Source organism: Aureibaculum flavum (assembly GCF_016406085.1).
Taxonomy (GTDB): Bacteria; Bacteroidota; Bacteroidia; order Flavobacteriales; family Flavobacteriaceae; genus Aureibaculum; species Aureibaculum flavum.
Window position 1 is genome coordinate 528,131 of record NZ_JAEHFJ010000002.1, and the last position, 25,776, is coordinate 553,906.

Genomic DNA, 25,776 nt, shown 5'->3' on the forward strand with positions numbered 1-25,776 from the left:
ATTATTTTTAAAATTTAACATTTAAACCAAGAGTTACAATCCTTGAAGGCGTATATACATTATTAACAGTACCACTAAAGTTTTGTTGAAGGTTCATTCCTTTCCTTGCATTCATTGAGAATAAATTTTCTCCACTAACATAAACTAAGGCATTAGATACACCGATAGTGTTTAGAAGACTCTCTGGTATATCATACGAAAAATTAACCCGTTTTAAATTAAGATATGAAGCATCTGTTAACCATCTATCTGAATCAGCACCAAAATCGGTGGTATTATTCGGGTCCATACGAGGGATATTAGTAATATCACCAGGCTGTTGCCAACGGTTAAGCATATCAACACTCAAAGACGAACCATAAATACCAGAACTCATAATTCCCTGGTAATTCGTATCGAATATTTCACCGCCTATTTGATATGTAAATAAAAATGATAAATTGAAATTTTTATAGCTAAAATTATTATTAATTGAACCTGTTAAATCAGGTATAGCAGTACCTGCGTAATGAAATTTTGCTAGAGCATCATCAGTGGTTAACGTCATTCCATCTATCTGTCTTATAGATGACCCTGTTGAACCCTCTTCAGCTACATATAAAATTTCACCATCTGCTGGGTCTACACCATACCAATCTCTTAACCAATAGTCATAAATTGAGTGACCTACCATCAATTTTTTTGAGCCATCAATAATTTCATCTTGTGGTAACTGCGTAAATTGATTTTTTATAGTTGCTGCATTTAAACCTATATTCCAAGTAAAATCATCAGTTCTTAGCACATCATAATTCAAACTAACTTCAATTCCTCGATTGTACATGGAGCCAATATTCTCTGGAATTCCACTACTACCACTTGTAAGCGGTAATGGTACATCAAATAATAAATTATCAGACTGGCGATTGTAATATTCAATAACACCATCAAGTCTATTGTCGAATAAACGAAATTCAACAGCTACATCAGAACTTCTACTCGCTTCCCATAATAATTTTGGTGCAGCTAAATCTGCTTGTAAAATACCTGGTTCCGATTGGTTGTTAAATCCTAAATCGTATAATCCTTGATACGCATAAAAACTAATGCCTGAGTTATTTCCCAATTCACCATAAGAAGCTCTCAGTTTTAAAGAGTTAATCCACTCTTTATCTTCAATAAAACTTTCTCTATCTAAACGCCAAGCAGCTCCTAATGACCAAAAATCACCCCATCTCGTATCAGCAGAAAATTTTGAAGAACCATCTTGTCTATAAGACATGCTGGCAAAATACCTACCATCAAAATCATAATTAATTCGCCCAAAATAACTTTCATCAGTACGGATATCAAACACAGAAGATAAAACTGAAGTAGTCACAAAGTTAATTAACTCAGTATTGTTATCAGTAATTTGACCTTGACGCGTTCCATTTAAATTGTTGACTTTATAATCTAAATACTCATGAGCCAATAAGGCTTTAAAGTTGTGTTTTTCGTTAAATGTTTTGGTATAATTTAATAATTGGTTGAAACCAACTGCAGTTCTTCTATTATAAGTACGACGAGAAATACCCGATGGGGCACCTCCACCAACTAATTTATTTGAGTAACCTGTATTGTAAAAATTACGTTGATCAAAACTAGCATTTACTGTAAAAACAAGTCCTTCAGTAAGTGTAATGTCAAAATAAGATTTACCATTAATTGATGTGATTTCTTCCAAATCCTCATTCCAAAGAATTTCACCCATAATATGTCTACCAGGGCTAGCACCACTTGGTCTCAATGCTGCTAAATCAAATATTCTGTCACCATTAGCATCCAAAACATAGGCTCCTGTATTATCATGTTCATAAATTGGATATATTGGACCCATTTGTCTTGTAAATCGAATTGGATTAACATACGAACTTGATGATCCAGAAGTTGCCTGTGCTTGATTTCCATTAGATGTTGAAACTCCAATATTCACCCCTGCTTTTAACCAACTTGTAGCTTGGTGATTTACATTTACTCGACCAGAAATACGTTCAAAATCTGATTTCAAAATATAACCCTCTTCTTTTAAGTAACCTAAAGAGGCATAAAAATCACTCTTTTTAGTTCCTCCTTGAAAACTCATGTCATAATTTTGACGAAACCCTTTTCTTGCAATGGCATCTACCCAATTTAAATCATCGTACAATAAGCTAGCATTTGGATTAATTTTACCATCAACACCTACTATTTGATCATTTGGCACATTGTAGGGATTACTAGTTAGCTGATCAAATATGTTATTTGTAGCATATAAATTTGCGGCAGTTACATCAGCAGGGCTATCAATGCCTGGAATTGCTTGCGTGTTACGTAAGCCTTCCCACATAAGTTCGTAATACTGATCGGCACCTAAACGATCGTATTCAGGTATTGAACGATCTATTACACTTGCAGATACATTTAATGAAAATTGACCTTTTCTATTTTTCCCTCTTTTTGTTGTAATCATTACCACTCCATTGGCTGCTTTATTACCATACAACGCAGTAGATGAGGCATCTTTTAATATGGTAAGACTTTCGATATCGGTAGGATTAATGGAGTTAATATCCCCCGTAAATGGAAGCCCATCTACCACATATAAAGGAGCACTATCAGCAGAAACCGACCCAAAACCTCTAATTCGAATGTTTTGACCTGCACCAGGTTGACCACTTCCAAAAGTTGCGGTAACTCCTGCAGAGGAGCCTTCAATTGCCGTCGTTACATTTGACAAAGTCATTTTATTAAGATCATCACTGTTTATTTGGCTTGCTGATCCTGTAAAGTCACTTTTCTTAGCTGTACCGTAAGCAACAACCAGTACTTCGTCTAATGCAGCTGCATCCTCTTTCATCACAACATTTATCTCAGTTTTATCACCTACTACAACTTTTTGATTTAACATACCTAAATATGAAAAAATTAAGACAGACCCATCGGGAACCGTTATTCTATATTTCCCATCAAAGTCACTTTCAGTCCCTCTACTAGTCCCTTCTATAATAACACTGACTCCAACTAATAGCTCTCCAGAGACATCTTTTATGGTACCTGTTATTTCGACCTCTTGAGCAATAACTTCATCAAAAATCTCTGAATCTTGTACCGTTTGCTGGTTATTGTTTTTTACTATTATCTGTTTCTCAATAATACTATAACTTAAATCAGTATTAGTGAAAGCTTTATCTAAAATTGCAGAAACTTCAACATTTTCAAGCCTTAATGAAATTTTGCTATTAGTTTTTATAATATTGTCGTTGTAAAAAAAGACATAATCGCTAGTACTTTGAATTTCCTCGAATAGTTGCTTTATGGTAATGTTTTTTACATCTATATCAATTTTAGCATAACTAACAACTGTATTTGCGTAAACCGAGGTAAGTCCAATACTAATAAATAATAAAAATATTCTTTTAATAATTAGCCATAGGCCACTTATAACTCCTTTCATGTTTTTGTATTTGGTTCGTTAATCTTGTTGTTTTATAACAACAATTTTATTTAACTGGAAGATGCTCGAACATCTTCCAGTTTTTTTTGTTTAAGATATCATTCAACCTTTTAAATAGTGAAGAGCTATTTAAACACATTGATAATCATAAAGATATTTCTCTGTTTAACTAATATCCAGGATTCTGCTCGATATTAGGGTTTGCATCTGTTTCATTTTGTGGTATTGGTAATATTAAAGAATCGCTACCATAAGCTATTGAACACGTTAATGCAGTACATTCATTTCTAACAATATCTTGTTTCGTTCTCATTAAATCCCATAAACGTTGTCCTTCAAAACACAATTCCAATCTTCTTTCTAACATAATAGCATCAATTAGATTTTGTCCTGAATCAGCATTGTCAGCAGCAGTAGGTAATGCTCTTTGGCGTACCATATCCAAATCATCTTGAGCACCAGAATCGTTAGTTCCTAATTTAGCTCTTGCTTCTGCCCTTATCAAATAGATTTCAGCTAAGCGAATCACTTTCGTATTGTCAAAACCACTGATATCTGGGTACTTATCCATTCTATAAGGTGCATAATCTCCAGTTAAGAAAGTATCTACTCTGAACACATCTAACCTTTTGTCATTGGCTTCATATAATGATATTACATCATTTGAAGGTAAATAATCACCATACTGATCTTCCGAGTATAAACCCGCTATACTGTTACCTCCTCTATTATCAGTTTCAGTCATTGAAATTTCAAAAATTGACTCAGAACTATTGTCTTTATTCCATAGATCTAAATAATTAGCATTTGGCACTAAATTATATTTAGGGCTTGAAATAACATCTGTTGCCATTGCTTCTGCATTTGACCAATCTTCTTTATAAAGATATACTCTAGACAATAAAGCTTTCACAGCAGAAACTGAAAGTAAATTTGAGTTACCACTTCTAGAATCATCATCCATTAAAGCGATTGCCGAAGTCATATCAGAAATAATTTGATCGTAAACTTCTTTTACCGTATTTCTTGTCGGTTTATTTGTAGCATCAAATTGTAAGACTAACGGTACACCTAAATGACTAGCATCTGACGTAAAAGTGTAATGTTGTGCATATAATCGAACCATATCAAAATAAACTAACCCCCTTAAAGCAAGAGCTTCACCTATTATATGATCTTGTTGATTTTTTACACCGTCAGGAACAGTAACATCCGCATTTATTATAGCATTTACTGCATTTACTGCTTGAAACATAGCTGTCCAAGTACTACTTGCATTACCATCAGAAACATTAACCACATGTTCTGCATAATAAATGATTCTATTTGCTTGAGAGTTCTGCTTTACATCATCAGCCATTACATCAGGAATTAAAAACATATATCTTCCGTAATAATCTGCATCTGAAATTTTATTATAAACACCAGTTATTGACGACTGGTAGTCTTCAAGATTTGTTAACGCCTCTGAATCAGCAACTGATTGATGCGGAGTAAGTTCTAAAAATGATTCTGAACACGACAAAACAAGTCCTGTTAAAATCAGTAATACTATTTTGTTATATCTTTTCATAATTCTATATGTTTTTTATTTAAAATTGGATATCAATTCCTAAAGAGATTGTCTTAGCTGCTGGAGTCATTGCATCGTAAGTTCCATTAACAGCTTGTTCTGGATCCATATACAAATCTTTATCCTTTGTAAATGTCAACAAATTGGTTCCTCTTAAATATACTTTAACAGAATTTAAATTTAAAGCAGATATGGCAGTTGTAGGAATAGTATATGCCAGTGTTAAATCTCTTAAACGAATAAAACTACCGTCATATAACCATCTTGATGTATTACTTTCACCGCTTCCAGGGCTACCACCCCACACGTGCATTGGCAATAATGCATCCGTTTTACCAGGCACCCATCTGTTATCAAAAGCCCATGTAGCTGTACTTCTAGGGGTTAACCGTCCATCAGCCAAACTACCACGTGCTCTACTATCAAATATATAGTTACCAGATGAGTAATTAAAGCTAGCATCTAGTGAAAATCCTTTATATGTCATTGATGAATTGAACCCTCCATAAAGATCTGGGCTAGCTGACCGGCCATCTAAAAAGCGTTCAGCATCGCCTAAACTATTTGTAATCGTAGTTTTAGATTCATCTGTATACCATTGAATTTGACCTGTATCAGCATCAATACCTGCAAATCCGTATAAGTAAAACGATTGAAAATCTTCACCCTGTTGTCTTCTAAACTGACCTGAATTATAATTTTCTGTTAATTTAGTAATCTCATTTTTTAAGAAAGTGGCATTAACACCAACGTTCCATTGAAATTCACCTGAAGCAATAATATCAGCATTTAAAGAAAATTCCATACCTGAATTCATCATTTCCCCATAATTCTGCGTGATTGAAGAAAATCCGGTAGTACGAGAAATAGGAACATTTAAAAGAAGATCAGATGAGGTTCTTTTAAAGTACTCAACAGTACCATTTACTCTAGAGAAAATTCCAAAATCTAATCCAATATTAAAATTTTGTTGAGTTTCCCATGTTAAATCTGGGTTTCCTATTTGATCAGGTATACCTCCTGGACTACCGTCATAATCTTGACCATATGTGTACAACCCTTGTGATGGAAAATTACCAATTGAAGCATTTCCTGTCAGTCCCCAAGAACTTCTAATTTTAAACATATTTAAAAAACCTACATCTTTAAGAAAATCTTCTTTGCTTATTATCCAACTACCTCCAACAGAGTAGAAGGTTCCCCATCTATTATCTGCTCCGAAACGTGATGAACCATCTCTTCTAATACTAGAAGATAAAAAATACTTTCCGTCATAATTATAGTTGGCTCTCGCGAACATTGATGCAAACGTATATTCAGTTTTAGAACCACTGATTCCAAATTCTGCCGATGCACTATTCAATGTTCTCAATTTGTCATTCGGAAACTGTGTTCCAGAAGCACCGTGTGCTTCTCTAATAGATTCTTGAGCTTCATAACCCGCTAACAAACTAATATTATGATTATCAGCAACCTCAACACTATAATCTAAAGTCTGAGTACCTACCCAGCTTTTATCTGTAACTGTAGCATTGCTTGCAAATCCTCCTGATGATTCCGAACCACCATACCTTGGTGTATTATATTGATATGTACCCGCATTAATTACATCAAAATTCCATTGAGATCGGAATTTTAAATTTTTCATTAATTTGATATTAACAGCAAAAGTATTCGTAATTCTCATTTGCGAGATTTTACGTTCATCATCTCCACTTAATGCTCCAACAGGATTTGGGCTAATTGGAAAATAGTCTCTATGTTCCCCGTTAAATCTTCCTGATTCATCATAAATGGGGATTAATGGAGATAATTCTAAAGAAACTTTAAACGGATTAGTCCATGAACCTCCGTCGTTAAAAGTATTTGAAACCATATCAGCAACTGCTATATTGTTTTCAATTGTTATATAATCATTCACATCAAATGATAAATTAGCACGTGCACTCAATCTTTTAAAATCTGATCCAAGAACGAAACTCTCTTGATCATAATAACTTCCAGAAAAGAAGTACCTTACACTTTCTGTTCCTCCTCTAGCACTTAAATCATAACTTTGAGTTAATCCCACTCGTGTAATAGCATCTAACCAATCAGTATCTGTTGGCTGCCCCGTTGAAGGATCTATTAATTGTGTAAATGTATTATCGAACCTTGCTTGTGCTTCGGCAGGTGTGTCTCCTCTATTAATATATCCTTCAAGGTATAATTGTGTATATTGTTCTGCATTAATAGGTTTCAAAATATTCTTTGAAGCTACTGAACTAAAACCAGCTAAGGATTTAAAAGAAAAGACAGGCTTTCCTGATTTTCCTGATTTTGTAGTAATTAAAATTACACCGTTAGCTCCTCTAGACCCATAAATGGCAGTGGAAGCAGCATCTTTCAACACTGTTACAGATTCTATATCATTCGGGTTAATAGCTGACATTACATTAGAACTTCTACCGTCATTATCATTACTCGCAATACTACCAGACTGCACAGGAATTCCATCTATAACATATAAAGGATCACTTGACGCCGTAATTGATCCGATTCCTCGAATTCTAACTGAAGTATTTGCACCCGGTGCACCATCAATTGCAGATGCTTGTAAACCAGCCATGCTACCTCGCAATGCCTGCTCAAAGGTAGAAACTGGAACTTGTTCCAACATTTTACTTTTAACAACACCTACAGATCCAGTAAGTGATTCTTTACTTTGTGTACCATATCCTACAATCATAACCTCATCTAAAGCAGCTGCATCTTCTTTCATTATCACATTTATCACTGTTTTATTACCAACGACTACCTTTTGATCTACCATACCCAGATAAGAGAACAATAATGTAGCCCCAACTGTTACGTTAATAGTAAACTTACCATCAAAATCACTTTGAGTACCTCTACTTGTACCCTCAACAATAACACTAACTCCAATTAACAACTCACCTGATTCACTTTTTACAGTACCCGTGATTTCGTTTTCCTGAACTTCTAAATCATTCTGAATTGTAGTATTTTGACCTATTTTTTTTTGCTTTTTAACAATAATTTGTTTGCCAATTATTTTATAGCTCAAATCAGTGTTTCGAAAAGCATTATCTAAAATTGCGGTTACTTCAACATTTTTAAGTTTAATTGAGACTTTTTTATCTGCATTCAAAACATTGTCTTTGTAAAAAAACACATACTCTGCAGAGTTTTGAATCTCCTTAAACAATTGCTTTATCGTTATATCTTTTACGTTAATATCTATCTTAGTCTGCCCTGCAACGGAATTTGCATAAACCGAAGTAAGTCCAAAACTGATAAATAGTAAAAATACCCTCATAATGGTTAAAGTTACGCTCCTTATATTTTTTTTCATATTTTTGCATTTGGTTAGTTAATCTTGTTGTTTTTTAGCAACAATTTTAATTTTTAATAAGCTGGAAGATGCTCGAACATCTTCCGGCTTTTCATTAATTCAAATAAATGGTTTCATATCATATATTAAAAGTTTAGATGTTAGTATTTATTTTTAAAATTCCTTCTTCTAAATTGGCACTTTCTTCTATTGTCTGTATTACTTTATCAAGGTCTTCGTTTAAATTCAATAGTCCAGAAAAAGTTTCATGCATTAAAGAATTATCTGTTAATTCAATTTGAACATTATAGTGTCTTGATAGTTTTTTCAAAATAAAATCTAATTCATCTTTATTAAAAATTAAGACTCCATCTCTCCAAGAGAAATAATTATCAACATTTACTTTTTTTGATATTATGCTTTTCTTACTCTTATTGTAATTAGCCAACGTACCTGGAGTAATTTTTATCTTATCACGATTTCTTTTTGACGAAGAGTTATTATGATAACTTATTTGTACACTTCCACTTTTAAGAACAGTATTAATATCATTTTCATCCTTATAATCAGAAACTCCAAATACAGTACCTAAAACTCTAACTTCCTGACTATTAGAAACTACAACAAATGGTTTCTTTTTATTATGTGCTACATCAAATATTGCTTCCCCTTCCAAATAAACTTCTCTTTTCTCACCATTGAATACAGGAGGATAAACTAATTTAGAACCGGAATTCAACCATATAATACTTCCGTCTGAAAGTTTAATTTTTGATCTTTTCCCATAAGGCACAATCAACGTATTATATGTAATCTCATTATTTTTAGACACCTCTTGCTCAACAACCTCTGTACTACCAACTGTAATTTTTTTTCCATTACTTGAGTAATCAATTGTTGTTAGCTTTTCATCTACTTTATGATTTTCTCCTTGGCCTAATATTAATGTAACATCAGTTGAATTACTATCTTCTCCATTTGAAGATTTCACATAATCAATAATTGAAGGTGTAGGTTCATTACTAGAATAAAGACTCAACACTATTATTATACTTATGGAAGCTGCAACACCAATTAAAGATGCGAGTCTCTTTTTTTTAATTTTATCCTTACGGACAGAATTGAAAATTTTATTCTTTACATGTAATTTCTCGTTTTCAGAAATTGGAGAAATATTCATTTCACTGTTTCTTTTATCTTTCATTTTTTCTAATCATATTGATAATTCTTTTAGATTTGAATCATCAAACCCTCTACTTATAAGAAGGTACTTTATCAATTTTTATAGACAGGTTATTCTATTACCTAAGGAATTAATTATAGAACCTGTGTTTTCTCAGCATTTTTATTGCTCTATAAACTGTAGTTCTTGCAGTTGCTATAGTAACTTCCATAATTTCAGAAATTTCTTCATATTTTTTTTCTTGATTAAACCTCAGGTATAAACTTCGTCTTTGGTTTTTAGTTAATGTACTCAAAGCTGAAGATAGCTTTGTATTCTGCTCTGCAATGTGTTCTTTTTGAATCAACTTGTCTTCTGGTGATTTTGCATAGTTTCCTTTGGCTGAATGAATTGATTCATCAAAATCCTTGTTTATCAATACTGCCTTATTTTTATATTTTTTATTAATTTTTCTCTTCAACGATTTAAATAGGTAGTATTTTACATTGTTTGTCGTAGAAAGTTTTTTTCTGTATTTATATAAATCAACAAAAAGATCATGGATACAATCCATTATATGCCCTCGATCTTGAGAATGTTGTACACCGTATGAAAATAAAGCTTCAATATGTTGATCATAAAGTTCTCCTAAGGCTGACTCATGTCCTTCCCTTAATCTGTTCCAGACTAAATTTTCAGAATTATTTACAACAAACATATTGGCATTCTCTAATTCGAAGTCATAATTTTCCCTGTTAGGGCTTAAAGTACTTTTATCGATTAAATATGAATGTCCAGATTTTCGCATAAATTGTTCTTTGTTAGATATCTCTATTTAATTATAAGCAATCAATTTTCGTTTTATAGACAAAAAATTATTTTTTTTTATAAAATCTTTGAATTATTATCAAAATATAACAAAAAAACATATCATTATTACTAAATGTACAAATATTAAAACAAATTGTTTTTTAATCCAATACCGAAACATCAAAAGGCAATAATTAGAAATATGTTTTTCGTAAAAATACTTAAAATTTTATGATTTATAAATAACTAAACTGTTATTAACTTAAATTATAAATATCATAATATGTATTTTATTGCATTTTTATCAAATTTAATACGTAGTCTTTTAACCAAAACCAAGGTTAATAAAAAGCTCTGAGCTAGAATTTATACTATTTTAAAAAAGAAATTATGAAGCTTTAATATTACGAAGTGCACAATCACCCAATTCATTTAGTCTCTAATAGTACAATTGTAGATGTCTTGTCCTGAAATATGGCTACAGGTTAATCCCGAATTTTCGGGAGAATTTAGCTGATAATTTATATACTATATTTGGTCTTTTATAATCTATAAAAAATGTGTAATCTTACTTCGTTGTATAAATTAATTGCATTTTTTGCTATTCCATTCGTCATTTTCCTTCCAAATCTTTTCTTCATCACTTATCTCGAAACAATAGTTATTTAGAGCATCAATCAACTCTGAAAAACTTGAGGATTTTTCGACTTTATGCAATAAAAAGTCCACTTCAACATATTGTGTTAAAATGTCATCATCTTTCTCAATACAATTTTTGATTTTTGTTTTTAATTTGGTTAGTTTGTAAATTCCTTTTTTTTCCCAAACTAAATTCACTTCAAATGAAGGGTTGTAAATCGTTTTCGCCAAAAATATATTCCATTTAGTATTTTTGAATTTTTCAGTTTTCTGTTCTAAATTCCAAATATTCATTTCACTGGAGTACATTTCCGAATCATTGTTGTCCTGAATCAAACTGTAAGCACTTGATCTTTTGAAGTATTTGATGGTTTCACTATTAATAATTTCAACTCCCCTATTTTTAAAGATAGAAATTAAGGGTAAAATGGGTGTATCTGAAGATTGATTTGTTTTTGTCATTTTACAATGTGCCACAACAATAGTATAAACGTATTTTTTTATACCAGTTATGTGTTTACTATATTTAATTGCTAAAAGTCTAGAGATTTAATTTAGTATCACTTCAAATTTAGGCAATTGGTAGTTATGGTGCAAGAGGGGGATTATTAGTGTTTGTTAATGTTATTTATTAATTTTTCTTTACTTGTTAGTATCAATAGGCCACCAATTACAAAACCACTTATGAGGCCTCCTATATGAGCTGCATTATCGATACCGCTCATAAAGAAACCGACTAATAAATTTAAACCAGCATAAAGACCTAGTAGTATCCAAGTTATACCACGCATATAATTGGGGTAAATTTTAAAAATAGTAAAGGCTAATATGAGACCAAAAAGTCCAAAAATTGCTCCAGAAGCACCAACACTTATTGTATTTTCGTACCAATAAATACTGGCTAAACTTGCGAGTATTCCACAAACAATAAAACTAATAAATAACCTTGTGTGACCCAACACATTTTCTAACAAACTACCTGCAAGACCAAGTCCGAAAAGATTCATTATTAAGTGCATGAGTCCACCATGAATAAAGACAGAAGTAAGTAGTCTCCAATATTCGTCATTTAAAACTTCAAATCTTCTATTTCCTCCAAATTCTAGTAATTCTTTAGCTGTTGGTGAAGCAATATTTATTCCTGAAAATGTCATTATTATAAAGACCAATATATTTAAAAGAATTAGAATGGCGGTCGCTTTATATGGTCCACGTGGATCAAGGAATTCTAATATATCCCTTAAATCATCTTCTTGGAGAGGTTTATCTTTCTTTAAATTATTAAGTTCATTTTGATCTATATTTGGAATTAAAATCATTATTAAAATAATCAAGGAAGCAATACCGAATGAACCGAAGATCCACGGGAATGTATTACCAAGCCTTTGATTGAAGTTATCAAATTTAGGAATTAGAATTACTTGCTCTTTTTCGTTTACATTTGGATATGTATGTTTCATTGCTTCGATAAAACCATCTCTGGTGTCTGAATGGTTCAGTTTTTCGAAGTATTTTGCCTTATTAAAGTTATAGGACTGAAACTCAATTTCTGACTTTTTTATAAAGTTTCGGTATTGTGTATCTTTTTGACGTTCACTAATTCTATTGCTAAGATTCTTTTTGTATTGGACTCCATATGATACATCGTTTGAATTTTCAAAAGGGCACGAGAAATATATATAATAATTTAAATTTTCATTGTTTCTACCTGAAGTACGAGCGGTTACATAAGAAAAAATTTTAGCCTTAGTTACATTAAAAGAATTGATTTGAAAATATTTTTCATTTTCAAAATCACTCGTATAGTCAATACTATCTATTTCAATTAGGTCATAAGAGGCTTTTTCTAAATAATTTTGACTTACCATGAGCGGAGCAATTATAGCACCTACCATTGCAAATTGATATATAAAATAACCGTTACCACTTTTCCCTTTAATATTCAAAATTCGTAGCCTTCTTCGTAGCCAAATGAATATTGGAATCCATGGAAGTGCAAAGGGAATCCAGAAATTCAGTACGTCTTCTTTTAATGGAAGAATACCAAGTTTAATATCAAAAGTCCATCGAAAAATATTGTAAATAAGAATAGTTCCAATTGAAACTATTAGAAATGGAAGGTAGATTTCTTGAAGTTTTATTTTATACTTGTTCAATTCTGTGGGTTAAATTTAATTAATATCAGAAACTTTTGGTATTTTCAAATTTAATGATTTTACACACTCATTTAAATAAAAAATTAAGAAGAAATTTTATTTTCATTTGAAGCTAGACCAAGCTTAGATTTCAAAATGGACATATCTTCACTAATTTTTCTTTCAATCACCCTTGCATAAATTTGTGTCGTTGCAATTTTTTTATGACCTAGTAATTTAGAAACAGTTTCAATTGGCACTCCATTACTTAAAGTTACTGTAGTTGCAAAGGTATGTCGAGCCATATGAAAAGTAAGGTTCTTTTTAATACCGCAATAAAAAGCTACTTCTTTTAGATATTGATTCAGTTTTTCATTTGTAATGACTGGGAATAATGTTCCTGATATTTGTGCCATTGGATGGTTATGATATTTAGTAATAAGTTTCAATGCCTTATCAAGAATCGGCACTTTTATAGGAGATTTAGTTTTTTGACGATTAGTAAATATCCACTCATTACCATCAATTCCTTTTAGAATGTTTTGAGAAGTTAGATTCATTATATCCGAATATGATATACCGGTGTAGCAGCTAAAAACAAATAAATCTCTTACTCTTTCCAGGCGTTCAATAGGCAGTTCATATGTCTCTATACTTGACAGTTCATTATCTGTTAAAAACGGTCGTTCTCTTTTTTCGTAAGAGGGTTTCCATCTAATAAATGGGTCTCTGTCTAACCATTCTATATGATATCCAAGCGTTACTATTTTTCGAAACCTTTGAATGTGTTTCATTACAGTATTATTACTCAATGTTTTTGGATGTCCTTTTGGCCAGTAACTTTGAAGGAAATTTGAAAAATCACAAACAAACTTATAATCAAGTGCGTTTAAAAAGATATCAGTTGTTTTTTGATTCTTTTCAAGAAACTTATTAATATACCTCTCTGTTACTTCAAAATTTCGAATAGTACCACTTGCCAATTTATCTTTGGTGTTTTGAGAGTGGTATTCCATAAGATTTTGTAATGTTTTAGAATTACCTCCTTCACCCAAATAATTTGCCTTAATCAATTTCGCAGTTATGAGATTGCCCTTAAACTTCAAATCTTGATAACATTGAAAAAGTTGAGATTGAACTTGCGTTAAGTATTGATTGATTTGTCGAGCTTCAATAGAGTTACCTTTGGCTTTTTGAGTCTTTTGATTCCAAAGGGATAGTGAAACTTTTCTCTTCGTACTAATACTTACTCGTTTCTGATTTACGGTTACTCTTGCATAAATAAGAGCTTGCTTGTTTTTTGCATTTTTTTGGTCTACCCAAAAAATAGCTGAGAATGTGTTTGTTGCACGCATAGTTGTCGTCTTTAAATTGTTAAACATTTATTGAGACGAAAGTCAAATCAACTATCCTAGTATAATATATTTTTTAAATGGTAGCTCAAATACCATTTTATTTAATGACTGTCGAATAGCTACCATTTAATATCAATCTACATCAAATTAAATGAACTCCTAAATACCTGAAAACCATGTAAATCGTAAGACTTACATGGTTTTGATGCTATTTATAATAGCTATTTGTGACCTCGACAGAATTACATTTCCTGAATGTGCTCCGAATTCCGAAAGGTAAGTCAAAATTGTTACACAATTTAATTTTTTATTTTATTGAAATTTTCCAAGCTTGCTTGTGGATATTTCAATAAAATAAAAAGTCCAATGCGATGCATTGGACTTTTCTTTCTTAGTGACCTCGACAGGATTCAAACCTGTAACCCTCAGAGCCGAAATCTGATATTCTATTCAGTTGAACTACGAGGCCGTTATTATTGTACTATTTTTTTTAACTTAATAAGCTTTTTACAACATTAGAAATAGCTTTACCATCTGCTTTACCTACTAACTCTTTTGAAACCATTCCCATAACCTTGCCCATATCTTTCATTGATGTAGCTCCTACTTTTTCAACAATGCCAGCAACAACTTTTTGAAGTTCTTCTTCGCTCATTTGTTCTGGTAAAAACTGCTCAATTACTGCAACTTGTGCCAATTCAGGATCTGCTAAATCTGCTCTTCCTTGTTCTTGATAAAGTGTGGCACTATCTTTTCGTTGCTTTACTAATTTTTGCACTAGTTTTAACTCTTCATCTTCTGTCAACTCTTGCTTAGCTCCTGATTCTGTTTGAGCTATTAATATCGCTGATTTTATAGCTCTTAAAGATTCTAAGGCAACAGTATCTTTTGCCTTCATAGCCTCTTTAAGCTTTCCCATTACTTTATCTTGTAAACTCATTTTATTTAATTTATTACTGCAAAGATAGAAAACGGCGATTAATATTACATCGAATTAAAACTTTAATTTATGCCTAACACAGAAAGATTTAACCAAATGACGAAAATAAAAAACCCAAAACAATGATAAACATCGTTTTGGGTTTTACAAACAAAACTAAATACTAATCAATCCACATTATCATGCAAATATGAATTATTAGAACGTAACTGAATATCATCATTCTCATCTGAACTTAATGATATTCTAGATTTACTTTCTGTAGGTTCTGATGATGGTTCTACATCATCTAAATCTACACCCATCCTCTTATAGGCTGGTTTACTTTGATATTCATCATTATTACTCGGTCTATTGGTAAACCTGTAATTAAAATTTTTCATTTTTCTTCTTCTATCATCTGCTCTCTTTTGTAATTCTTCAATGGTAAGACTTAATGGAGATTCTTCTTCATCTGAACTCAACATCTTTTTTTCAACATCTTTCTTTTCAACTCTTATATTAAAAGCTAATTCTTGATCCTTAACTTCTTCAGCTATTGGTTTTCTATTTTGTTTCACTTCATCTTCCATAAAGTTTTCCAATCCGTGCTTTATTTTACCATCAAAAGTTATGGTTGGCTCAATAAACTCAGGATCTATAACTTCTAAATCTCTAATACTTGAAGCAGACAATGCATGTTTTACTACTTCTTCAGTTTCTAATGGCTCCACTTTCTTTTTTGGAGTCAATGGTAAATCAAATGAAAGCATTCCTTGTGTTTCTTGAACTACTTCTTTAACTTCTTCCATTGAAGTAACCTGATTTATTACAAAATCATCTAGCGTATCATCTCCATTAATCTCCTCATAAACAACATCTATTTCATTAATAGTACGTGGGTTTTGAGTTAGATTTGTAATTTTTGGCTTAACCTCAACTTCTTCTTTTTCTATCTCTAATGTATGCTTTACAATAGGCTGTGATGGATTTGGTTTCGCAATAGGCTCATTAAGACCTTTAGTAGGCTCTAAATCATGAACTATTTTTGGAGCCTCAGTATGCGAAATTTCCATCTGTTGCTCCTTATTAAAACCCGTAGCAATAATTGTTACGGCTATTGACTCTCCTAATTCAATATCTTCACCAACTCCCATTATAATATCAACATTACTCTTCGCTTCACTCTGAATATAATCGTTGATCTCGCCAATTTCATCAATTGTAATTTCTGTAGTTCCAGATACAATTAACAATAATACGTTTTTAGCTCCTGTAATTTTATTGTCATTTAATAATGGAGAATCTAACGCTTTTGTAATAGCCTCTTGAGCTCTATTTTGACCTGTTGCTATAGCAGAACCCATAATAGCAGTACCGCTATTAGAAAGCACTGTTTTAGCATCTTTTAAATCTATATTTTGTGTGTAATGATGTGTAATTACCTCTGCAATACCCATGGCTGCAGTAGACAATACTTCATCCGCTTTAGAGAACCCCGCTTTAAAGCCTAAATTACCATATACTTCTCTTAATTTATTGTTATTAATAACAACCAATGAATCAATATGTTTGCTCAATTTTTCAATCCCTCTTTGAGCCTGTTCATTTCGCATTTTTCCTTCAAAAGAAAAAGGTATCGTTACTATCCCAACAGTAAGTAAATCCATTTCTTTTGCAACCTTAGCAATAATAGGTGCTGCTCCAGTACCAGTTCCCCCACCCATACCAACAGTTATAAAAACCATTTTTGCACGAGTACTAAGCATTGCCTTAATCTCTTCTATACTTTCAATAGCTGCTTCTTCACCAACTTCTGGATTAGCCCCAGCTCCTAAACCTTCCGTTAAAGAAACACCTAATTGTATTTTATTTGTAACCGGACTGTTATGCAACGCTTGTTCATCTGTGTTACAAACCACAAAATCTATACCTGCAACGCCTTTTTTAAACATGTGATTAACGGCATTACTACCACCACCACCAACACCAATTACCTTAATTACACTAGATTGATTTTTGGGTAAATCAAAAGCAAGATTTTCAAATTCAGTACTCATAGTTTTATTTTTTTGGGGATATTATAATTCTTCTTATTTTATTAAAATGTAAAAAAACATTTTATCAGCTCTATTCTGCGTTGTCTAAAAACTCTCTAAACTTGTCAGCCCACTTTTCAAAAATTGATTTGCGGTCAACTTTTTCAACAGGAATTGATTTTTTACTATTCGTTTGCGGCTCTACAACTTCTTTATGCTTTGTTTTACTGATTTCACTCTTTTTAGCTTCTAAGCCTTTCATCAATAAACCAACTGCCGTTGCAAAAGCAGGGCTTGACAAATCAACTTCGGTACTTCCCGCTAAATGCTCATTAGGATATCCAATTCTTGTATCCATTCCAGTAATATATTCTACTAATTGCTTTATATGCTTTAATTCAGCCCCACCACCTGTTAAAACAATACCAGCAATCAATTTCTTTTTGGTCTCTTCATGACCATAATTTTTCACCTCTAAATAAACCTGTTCAATAATTTCTACCACGCGAGCATGGATAATTTTCGACAAGTTTTTTAATGTTATTTCTTTTGGCTCCCTTCCTCGTAATCCAGGAATTGAAACAATTTCATTTTCTTTATTTTCACCTGGCCATGCCGATCCAAACTTCGTTTTTAACAATTCAGCTTGTTTCTCTATAATTGAACACCCTTCTTTTATATCTTCAGTAATTACACCACCACCAAAAGGAATTACAGCCGTATGTCGAATAATTCCATCTTTAAAAATTGCTAGATCGGTAGTACCACCACCTATATCAATTAATGCTACCCCTGCTTCTTTTTCTTCTTGGCTCAACACCGCTTCTGACGATGCCAACGGTTCTAACGTAATATTAGAAAGCTCTAAACCTGCACTTTTAATACATCTACCAACATTTCTAATCGATGAAACTTGGCCAACAACTACATGAAAATTTGCTTCTAATCTAGCTCCATACATACCAATTGGAGCCTTTATTTCAGCTTGACCGTCCACTTTATAATCTTGTGGCAATACATGAATAATTTCTTCACCAGGAAGCATTACCAATTTATGTACTTGATTGATTAATTTTTCAATATCAGACTCGTCAATAACCTCTTCTGAATTTGATCTTGTTATATAATCACTATGATGTAAACTACGAATATGTTGACCTGCAATACCTACAACAACATCTTTTATTTTATGATTTGAAACACTCTCAGCTTCCTCAACTGCTTGTTGAATAGACTGAATGGTTTGTGTAATATTATTAACTACACCACGATGAACGCCCATACTTTTGGCCTTCCCCATACCAAGTATTTCTAGCTTTCCATATTCATTCGTCTTTCCTATTATGGCAACAATTTTTGTTGTTCCAATATCTAGTCCTACGGCTATATTATCTTCTTCCATAATTTATTTTTTTGTACACACAACTTGATTAATGTACTCAAGATTAATAGTTTTATAGTTTTCTAAGGTTTTATCTTTAATCACCTTTTGATAGAATACTTTTAATTTTTTTATTTTCTCCTCCAGTTGGTTCAATGTTCCCAATTCTACTTGTTGATTTCCAACTCTCGTTTTTAATACAAATTCTTTTTTAGGCTGCTGAACGATACCCACAACTTGCTTTCTAAGAAAGTCATCATTATCAACAATGGTAGCCAACTCAAAAAGTTCATCAGAAATCTGACCATCTTTAACACCTTCTATAATTGGAACCCTGGCAGAATAACTTTTAGACAATGGCATTTTTTTGCCATTACTATCCATATAGTAAGCGAATCCATTCTCATTTATTCTTGCAATCGGTGTTTTTTGCTTAATGGTAGCTCCTAATTCACCGTCTATGTTAATAAAAACTTCCGCATTTTCAACCATTTCATTAGAAAGCAGCGTCTCTTCCAATTTGTTCAAAAATAATTCTTCTTTTGGCTGACTTTGTAGTCTTCCGTAATTTTGTATTAACAATTTATTAACCGTTTCGTATGTAATGAATAAATTATCTCCATTTTCAAAAGTAACATTCACCTTTTCTACTCGTTTTGCTTTATTTCTTGATGCTGAAAACCCATATAGAAACATCACAAAAACCAGCAATAGCAGACCTTTCAGAAATGGTATGTATTTTTTCATTGTTCTCAATTTTGTGTTTCAATTTTCAAGTTCTGATACACTTCCTCTACCAATACTCCGATATCACCAGCTCCTATCATTACAATAATCTTAGCATCTGACGCCTTTATTTTTTTTATAACTTCTTCTTTTAAAGAAATTTGCTTCTTTTGAGTGTCAATTTTACCTAATAACCATTCAGAGGTTACTCCTTCAATTGGTTTTTCTCTTGCGGGATAAATATCTAAAAGAATTAATTCATCAAATTTTGATAAACTTGTTGCAAAATCATCAATAAAGTCTCTTGTTCTTGTAAATAAATGAGGTTGAAAAACAGCAAGTATTTTATCTGATGGAAACAATTCTCTAACAGCATCTGCCACCGCATTTATTTCTGTTGGGTGATGTGCATAATCATCAATCAATACTAAATTATCCGTTTTAATTTTATAATTAAACCTACGCTTTATTCCTTTAAAAGACTTTAATGCCTCAGCAATGGTAGCCAACGGAACTCCGTAACTATCAGCCATTGCCAAAGCAACCACAGTATTTAGCACATTATGTCTTCCTGGGATATTTATCTCAATATTTTTATATAATTCTGTTGGTGTCTGCACATCAAAGATGTAAGTCCCATTCTCAATTTTTATATTTTTAGCATCGTAATCTGCACCTTCCTCTATTCCATAAGTAATTCCTTCAATAGGCAAACCTTTACGGATAAACAATTTATCGGAAACTAGATTTGCAAAATCGTTAAACGATTGAGTCAACGCAGCCTCTTCACCATAAATATCTAAATGATCAGCATCCATTGATGTAATACAGGCAAAATTGGGCGACAACTGTAAAAATGAACGATCAAACTCATCGGCTTCAACCACACTTATCTTATCACCACCTAAAATCAGATTTGAATTATAATTCACAGCAATACCACCTAAAAAGGAAGTTGCATTTAACTTTGCTTCGTGTAAAATATGACCTAAAATAGTTGATGTTGTTGTTTTACCATGTGTACCCGCTACACCAAAACAAAAGGTATTTTTAGTAATGGCCCCTAAAATTTCAGAACGCTTATAAATGGTATAACCCTTATCCTTAAAATAATTAAATTCTGTATGGTCTTTCGGAATAGCGGGTGTATAAACTATTACTGTATCTTTTTTGTCAAAAATCTGCTTAGGAATAGCCTTGATATCATCTTCAAAATGAATAGAAATACCCAATTCATTAAGTCCTTTAGTAACTGGAGATGGTGTTTTATCATAACCACTCACAAAGAAATTATTGGCATTAAAATAACGAGCCAAAGCACTCATACCAATTCCGCCAATACCGATGAAATAAATGTTATGTATGTTCTTTAAATCCATTACTCGCTAACTATTAATTAATTTTTCTACTTCGTTTGCAATATGCTCCGTTGCTTTTGGCAAGGCTAACTTCTTAATATTCTCACTTAATTCTTGTTGCTTATAATCATCATGCAACAAACCTTCAAACACACTTACAAAACCATCCAACTCACTTTGCTTTAACAAAATAGCGGCATTCTTTTCTACAACCGCTAACGCATTTTTTGTTTGATGATCTTCTGATACATTGGGTGACGGTATAAATATTACAGGCTTTCCTACAATACATAATTCCGAAATAGAACTAGCTCCTGCTCTACTTATAATCACATCTGCGGCAGCATAGGCATAATCCATTCTATTGATAAACTCAAGCACTTCTACGCCTTCTAAATTGCGGTATTTTTTGTATTCTTGATAATACAATTTTCCTGATTGCCACAATACTTGTACTTCTTGTTTTACTAGCCATTCTATGTTTTTTTCAATTAACTGATTTATTGCCCTCGCCCCTAAACTACCTCCTAAAATCAACAATGTTTTTTTGTCCTTGCTGATCTTAAAATAATCTTGTGCTTCAACTCTATTATCTGAAACTTCAATTAAATCTTGCCTTACAGGATTACCTGTTTTAACTATTTTATCTTTTGGAAAAAAGCGTTCTAATCCGTCATAAGCGACGCATATGGTATTTACTTTTTTCCCCAACAACTTATTGGTAATACCTGGATACGAATTTTGTTCTTGAACCAAGGTTGGCACCCCTTTACTTTGAGCCATTTTTAAGGTGGGTCCTGATGCAAAACCACCAGTTCCTATAACCACATCGGGTTTAAATTTTCTAATAATTTTCCTTGCATTCCATAAGCTACTTATTAGCTTAAATGGAAAAGCCATATTCTTTAAGGTTAACTTTCGCTGCAAACCTGTAATCCACAATCCTTTTATTTCATAACCTGCTTGTGGTACTTTTTCCATCTCCATTCTATCTTTTGCACCAACAAATAGAAATTTAGCATTTACGTTGCGTTTTTTTAACTCATTGGCAATCGCTATTGCAGGATAGATGTGTCCACCTGTACCGCCTCCACTTATCAATATGTTAACCGATTGCTTCATGTAGTACACTTAAAGGGTTATCATCATTTATCTTCTTATGGGTAGCAATTTTCGCCTCTCTATCAGCACTTACACTTAACACAACACCTAGTGCAAAACAGGTCATCCATATGGAAGTTCCTCCCGTACTTATTAACGGCAATGGTTGCCCCGTTACAGGAAATAAACCTACAGCAACTGCCATATTGATCAGTGCTTGAAACACAATAGGGATACCAACACCGAGCACTAATAATGTACCGAATATGGTATCTGTTTTTGTAGCTACAATCACAATTCTAAACAGCAATAAAAGGTAAAGAATCATTAACATAAACCCACCTGCAGAGCCAAACTCTTCCACAATTATTGCATAAATAAAATCTGAAGATGATTGCGGTAAAAAATTCTTTTGAACACTTTTCCCTGGCCCTTTTCCTTGAATTTCACCAGATGCAATTGCCAATTTTGCTTTTTCAGCTTGATAATTGGCATCTTCATTAGGACTAGAGAAATTTTCTATCCTTGCGGTCCAAGTTTTGATTCTACTATTTTTAAAAGTCTCAGGAAATGCCTTTGCCGAAAGAATAAATAGAGTAAATATTAAAATACCCGAACCTAAAATAGCTCCTATATATTTTATTGGATAACCTCCTAAAAAAGCCACTAATAAAACCATTGCAAAAATGATTGCAGTCGTTGAAAAATTAGCGGGTAATATTAATGCCAACACAACACCTACAGGAATCCACAATTGGAATAGACTGTCTTTAAAAAATATTTTCTTTTCTCTATTTCTTGCCAAATACCTCGCTGTAAACATCATTACCACAACACTTGCCAACGTTGAAGTTTGAAAACCAATACCGACAAATGGAATGTTGATCCACCTACTCGCATTTACACCACTAATTGTTTTTCCTTGAAATAAAGTATAAATTAACAACACTAAAACCACCGGAATTAACAGCACCGAAAGGCCACTAAAATATCTATACGGAATTTTGTGCGTAGCATAAATGATTACAAAACCAAGGACCAATAGCATAGCGTGTTTAAGCAAATACCCTAGGGTGGTGCCGGTTCCGACTACACCTACTAGATTAGTACTGGCACTATACACAGGGAGAAAGGAAAAAATTGCCAATACTGTAATAATAGCCCAAATGGTTCTGTCGCCACTTATATTTTTTAATACTTTTGTCATTTACAATTGTCTAACCGCATCTTTAAATTGTCTACCTCTATCTTCATAATTTTCAAATAAATCAAAACTTGCACAAGCAGGTGCTAATAACACCGTATCACCTTTTTCTGAAACTTTATAAGCTACCTTTACAGCTTCTTCCGCACCAGCAGTTTCTATCATAAAATCAACCACATTACCAAAAGTTTCTATAATTTTTGCATTGTCTAATCCCAAGCAGATTATGGCTTTCACTTTTTCTCTTACCAAAGGTAATAATGAAGTATAGTCATTACCCTTATCCGTACCACCAACTATCCAAACAATCGGAGTTCGAACGCTCTCCAACGCATAATAAGCAGCATTTACGTTGGTCGCTTTTGAATCGTTAATATATTGGACACCATTTATTTTTAAGACAGATTCTAACCTGTGCTCAACACTATCAAAGTCTTCTAAACTCTCTCTAAGCGTATTGTTACGCACACCTAGTAATTTTGCTATCATGGCCGATGCCATAGCATTTTTTGTATTGTGTTTACCTTGTAATGCTAATGCTGCTATACTCATTGTAAATAGGTTTGAATTAGTGTTAATTATAATTTTATCATCTTGCACATACGCTCCTTTATCAAATGATTTCTCTAAAGAAAAAGGCAACAATTGTGCTTTTGTTTTATTGTTTTTAAGCCAATTTTCAATGGCTTCATCATCGGCGTCATAGATTAAAAAATCGTCAGCTGTCTGATTCATTGTAATTCTAAATTTAGAATTGATATAATTTTCATATTTATACTCATATCGATCTAAATGATCTGGCGAAATGTTAGTAATCACCGCAATATGTGGTGCAAAATCAACGATACCATCTAACTGAAAACTACTCAGTTCCAATACATACTTATCATAAGATTCATTTGCCACTTGCAATGCAAAACTATCGCCAATATTACCTGCCATACCAACATTTAACCCTTCTTTTGTTAAAATATGGTTCGTTAACATGGTCGTTGTTGTTTTACCATTACTACCCGTAATACCCACCAGCATAGCATCCGTATATTTGGAAGCGAATTCAATTTCTGATACTACAGGAATATTCCTTTTCAACAACTCTTGCACAAGAGCTACCTTATCTGGAATTCCGGGACTCTTCATCACCACATCAGCATCAACTATTTTGCTTTCTGTATGCTTTCCTTCTTCAAAAAGAATATCATTATGTAAAAGAACTTTTTTATACTTATCAGCTATTGTTCCTTTGTCAGAAACAAAAACTGAATACTCTTTTTTTTTAGCAAGCATTGCTGTCCCCATGCCACTTTCACCACCGCCAAGCACTACTATCTTTTTCATCTTATCTTATTTTCAATGTAATTATTGACAATACAGCTAACATGATTCCTACAATCCAAAAACGGACAACAATTTTACTCTCGTGATATCCCTTTTTCTGATAATGATGATGTAAAGGCGACATTAAGAATATTCTTCTTCCTTCACCATATTTTTTCTTGGTGTATTTAAAATAACTTACCTGAATAATCACTGATAAATTCTCAGCCAAAAAGATACCCGCCAGAATAGGAATTAATAATTCTTTACGCACTGAAATAGCAATTACCGCGATAATACCCCCTACCGTTAAACTACCCGTATCTCCCATAAATACTTGTGCAGGATAAGTGTTATACCACAAAAACCCGATAAGACCACCTACGAAAGCACTAATAAAAATGGTCATCTCACCTGAATAAGGTATATACATCACATTCAGATAACTAGCGAAAATAATGTTACCAGAAACCCAAGCAAAAACACCTAAGGCCAATACAATAATTGAGGAAGTACCTGCTGCCAAACCATCGACACCATCCGTTAGATTAGCTCCATTTGACACCGCTGTTATAATTAATATTACCATCAGCACAAATGGAATCCAAGCATATTTCTCATACCCGTCTCCCATCCAACTTACTAGTTTTGAATAGTCGAATTCATTATTTTTTACTCCTGGAATAGTTGTTTTTAAAGACTTTGTTTCCTTACCAAATAAGGCAGAAGGATTTGCAGTTTGAAACTCCTGTGTTTGTACAATTTCCGGACCGTTTATTTTTTCTTTAATAACAACCTGCGGAGAAAAATAAAGCATCAGTCCTACAAAAACACCTAAACCAACTTGTCCTAAAACCTTAAACTTTCCTTTTAAACCGTCTTTATTCTTTTTAAATACTTTGATATAATCGTCAATAAAACCAATGAGTCCCATCCAAACAGTAGAAACTACTAAAATGATGATGTACACATTATCTAATTTCGCAAATAATAATACAGGTAACAATGTTGCCAGTATAACTATTATACCACCCATGGTTGGTGTACCCGCTTTTTGAACTTGACCATCTAGACCTAAATCTCTTACGGTTTCACCCACTTGAAGACGTCTTAACTTATCGATAATCCTTCTCCCAAAAATGGTAGATATCAATAAAGAAAACACAAATGCCATGGCTGAACGGAAGGATATAAATTGAAATAATCCCGCACCGGAAAGCTGGTAATGTTTATCTAAATAGTCAAATAAGTAATATAACATCTATATGC

Annotated in this window: 17 protein-coding genes and 1 tRNA gene; all 18 read right to left on the bottom strand. The window is 32.6% G+C overall.

Annotated elements, in window-relative coordinates:
- Window positions 1–7: 7 nt before the first annotated feature.
- Entirely contained in the window at window positions 8–3,454 is a 3,447-nt protein-coding gene (locus JBL43_RS05425) for a TonB-dependent receptor (RefSeq protein ID WP_198840446.1), read from the bottom strand.
- 169 nt (window positions 3,455–3,623) lie between these two features.
- On the bottom strand, window positions 3,624–5,027 hold the full coding sequence (locus tag JBL43_RS05430) for a RagB/SusD family nutrient uptake outer membrane protein (protein ID WP_198840447.1): 1,404 nt from the start codon (window positions 5,025–5,027) through the stop codon (window positions 3,624–3,626).
- A gap of 19 nt (window positions 5,028–5,046) precedes the next feature.
- The gene (locus JBL43_RS05435) at window positions 5,047–8,382 is read right to left on the bottom strand and encodes a TonB-dependent receptor (protein ID WP_198840448.1); all 3,336 of its coding nucleotides are present in this window, start codon (window positions 8,380–8,382) and stop codon (window positions 5,047–5,049) included.
- A 133-nt stretch (window positions 8,383–8,515) separates the two neighbouring features.
- Window positions 8,516–9,565, bottom strand: coding sequence for a FecR family protein (locus tag JBL43_RS05440; RefSeq protein ID WP_198840449.1), 1,050 nt, complete (start codon window positions 9,563–9,565; stop codon window positions 8,516–8,518).
- A gap of 109 nt (window positions 9,566–9,674) precedes the next feature.
- Window positions 9,675–10,331 (bottom strand): RNA polymerase sigma factor, encoded by a 657-nt coding sequence (locus JBL43_RS05445; protein WP_198840450.1) that lies wholly within the window; start codon window positions 10,329–10,331, stop codon window positions 9,675–9,677.
- A gap of 587 nt (window positions 10,332–10,918) precedes the next feature.
- Complete coding sequence (locus JBL43_RS05450; protein WP_198840451.1) at window positions 10,919–11,434, bottom strand: hypothetical protein; 516 nt, start codon at window positions 11,432–11,434, stop codon at window positions 10,919–10,921.
- Window positions 11,435–11,580: 146 nt separating this feature from the next.
- Window positions 11,581–13,128, bottom strand: a complete 1,548-nt coding sequence (locus tag JBL43_RS05455; protein WP_198840452.1) for a rhomboid family intramembrane serine protease — start codon at window positions 13,126–13,128, stop codon at window positions 11,581–11,583.
- Between the two features lie 83 nt (window positions 13,129–13,211).
- Window positions 13,212–14,462: a site-specific integrase gene (locus JBL43_RS05460; protein ID WP_198840453.1), complete on the bottom strand. Its 1,251-nt coding sequence runs from the start codon at window positions 14,460–14,462 to the stop codon at window positions 13,212–13,214.
- A 395-nt stretch (window positions 14,463–14,857) separates the two neighbouring features.
- Window positions 14,858–14,931: transfer RNA gene (locus JBL43_RS05465), tRNA-Arg, on the bottom strand.
- 21 nt (window positions 14,932–14,952) lie between these two features.
- The gene (locus JBL43_RS05470; RefSeq protein ID WP_198840454.1) at window positions 14,953–15,402 is read right to left on the bottom strand and encodes a GatB/YqeY domain-containing protein; all 450 of its coding nucleotides are present in this window, start codon (window positions 15,400–15,402) and stop codon (window positions 14,953–14,955) included.
- Window positions 15,403–15,569: 167 nt separating this feature from the next.
- Window positions 15,570–17,441 carry a cell division protein FtsZ gene (gene ftsZ / locus JBL43_RS05475; RefSeq protein WP_198840455.1) on the bottom strand — a complete coding sequence of 624 codons (1,872 nt, stop codon included), beginning with the start codon at window positions 17,439–17,441 and terminating at the stop codon, window positions 15,570–15,572.
- Between the two features lie 70 nt (window positions 17,442–17,511).
- Window positions 17,512–18,822, bottom strand: coding sequence for a cell division protein FtsA (gene ftsA, locus JBL43_RS05480; RefSeq protein ID WP_198840456.1), 1,311 nt, complete (start codon window positions 18,820–18,822; stop codon window positions 17,512–17,514).
- A 3-nt stretch (window positions 18,823–18,825) separates the two neighbouring features.
- Window positions 18,826–19,548, bottom strand: a complete 723-nt coding sequence (locus tag JBL43_RS05485) for a cell division protein FtsQ/DivIB (protein WP_157972876.1) — start codon at window positions 19,546–19,548, stop codon at window positions 18,826–18,828.
- A 5-nt stretch (window positions 19,549–19,553) separates the two neighbouring features.
- Window positions 19,554–20,906 (bottom strand): UDP-N-acetylmuramate--L-alanine ligase, encoded by a 1,353-nt coding sequence (gene murC, locus JBL43_RS05490; RefSeq protein WP_198840457.1) that lies wholly within the window; start codon window positions 20,904–20,906, stop codon window positions 19,554–19,556.
- A gap of 6 nt (window positions 20,907–20,912) precedes the next feature.
- The gene (murG, locus tag JBL43_RS05495; RefSeq protein WP_198840458.1) at window positions 20,913–22,007 is read right to left on the bottom strand and encodes an undecaprenyldiphospho-muramoylpentapeptide beta-N-acetylglucosaminyltransferase; all 1,095 of its coding nucleotides are present in this window, start codon (window positions 22,005–22,007) and stop codon (window positions 20,913–20,915) included.
- On the bottom strand, window positions 21,991–23,193 hold the full coding sequence (locus JBL43_RS05500) for an FtsW/RodA/SpoVE family cell cycle protein (protein ID WP_117881685.1): 1,203 nt from the start codon (window positions 23,191–23,193) through the stop codon (window positions 21,991–21,993). The genes murG and JBL43_RS05500 overlap by 17 nt, the downstream gene beginning before the upstream one ends.
- A complete protein-coding gene (gene murD / locus JBL43_RS05505) occupies window positions 23,194–24,528 on the bottom strand; it encodes a UDP-N-acetylmuramoyl-L-alanine--D-glutamate ligase (protein WP_198840459.1) in 1,335 nt (444 codons plus the stop codon). It lies immediately after the preceding gene.
- A 1-nt stretch (window position 24,529) separates the two neighbouring features.
- Window positions 24,530–25,768 (bottom strand): phospho-N-acetylmuramoyl-pentapeptide-transferase, encoded by a 1,239-nt coding sequence (gene mraY, locus JBL43_RS05510; protein WP_198840460.1) that lies wholly within the window; start codon window positions 25,766–25,768, stop codon window positions 24,530–24,532.
- Window positions 25,769–25,776: the final 8 nt, after the last annotated feature.

Bases quoted from the DNA above. Each gene is read 5' to 3' on its own strand.
- JBL43_RS05425 (WP_198840446.1), bottom strand. From the start codon at position 3,454: ATGAAAGGAGTTATAAGTGGCCTATGGCTAATTATTAAAAGAATATTT.
- JBL43_RS05430 (WP_198840447.1), bottom strand. From the start codon at position 5,027: ATGAAAAGATATAACAAAATAGTATTACTGATTTTAACAGGACTTGTT.
- JBL43_RS05435 (WP_198840448.1), bottom strand. From the start codon at position 8,382: ATGAAAAAAAATATAAGGAGCGTAACTTTAACCATTATGAGGGTATTT.
- JBL43_RS05440 (WP_198840449.1), bottom strand. From the start codon at position 9,565: ATGAAAGATAAAAGAAACAGTGAAATGAATATTTCTCCAATTTCTGAA.
- JBL43_RS05445 (WP_198840450.1), bottom strand. From the start codon at position 10,331: ATGCGAAAATCTGGACATTCATATTTAATCGATAAAAGTACTTTAAGC.
- JBL43_RS05450 (WP_198840451.1), bottom strand. From the start codon at position 11,434: ATGACAAAAACAAATCAATCTTCAGATACACCCATTTTACCCTTAATT.
- JBL43_RS05460 (WP_198840453.1), bottom strand. From the start codon at position 14,462: ATGCGTGCAACAAACACATTCTCAGCTATTTTTTGGGTAGACCAAAAA.
- JBL43_RS05470 (WP_198840454.1), bottom strand. From the start codon at position 15,402: ATGAGTTTACAAGATAAAGTAATGGGAAAGCTTAAAGAGGCTATGAAG.
- ftsZ (WP_198840455.1), bottom strand. From the start codon at position 17,441: ATGAGTACTGAATTTGAAAATCTTGCTTTTGATTTACCCAAAAATCAA.
- ftsA (WP_198840456.1), bottom strand. From the start codon at position 18,822: ATGGAAGAAGATAATATAGCCGTAGGACTAGATATTGGAACAACAAAA.
- JBL43_RS05485 (WP_157972876.1), bottom strand. From the start codon at position 19,548: ATGAAAAAATACATACCATTTCTGAAAGGTCTGCTATTGCTGGTTTTT.
- murC (WP_198840457.1), bottom strand. From the start codon at position 20,906: ATGGATTTAAAGAACATACATAACATTTATTTCATCGGTATTGGCGGA.
- murG (WP_198840458.1), bottom strand. From the start codon at position 22,007: ATGAAGCAATCGGTTAACATATTGATAAGTGGAGGCGGTACAGGTGGA.
- JBL43_RS05500 (WP_117881685.1), bottom strand. From the start codon at position 23,193: ATGACAAAAGTATTAAAAAATATAAGTGGCGACAGAACCATTTGGGCT.
- murD (WP_198840459.1), bottom strand. From the start codon at position 24,528: ATGAAAAAGATAGTAGTGCTTGGCGGTGGTGAAAGTGGCATGGGGACA.
- mraY (WP_198840460.1), bottom strand. From the start codon at position 25,768: ATGTTATATTACTTATTTGACTATTTAGATAAACATTACCAGCTTTCC.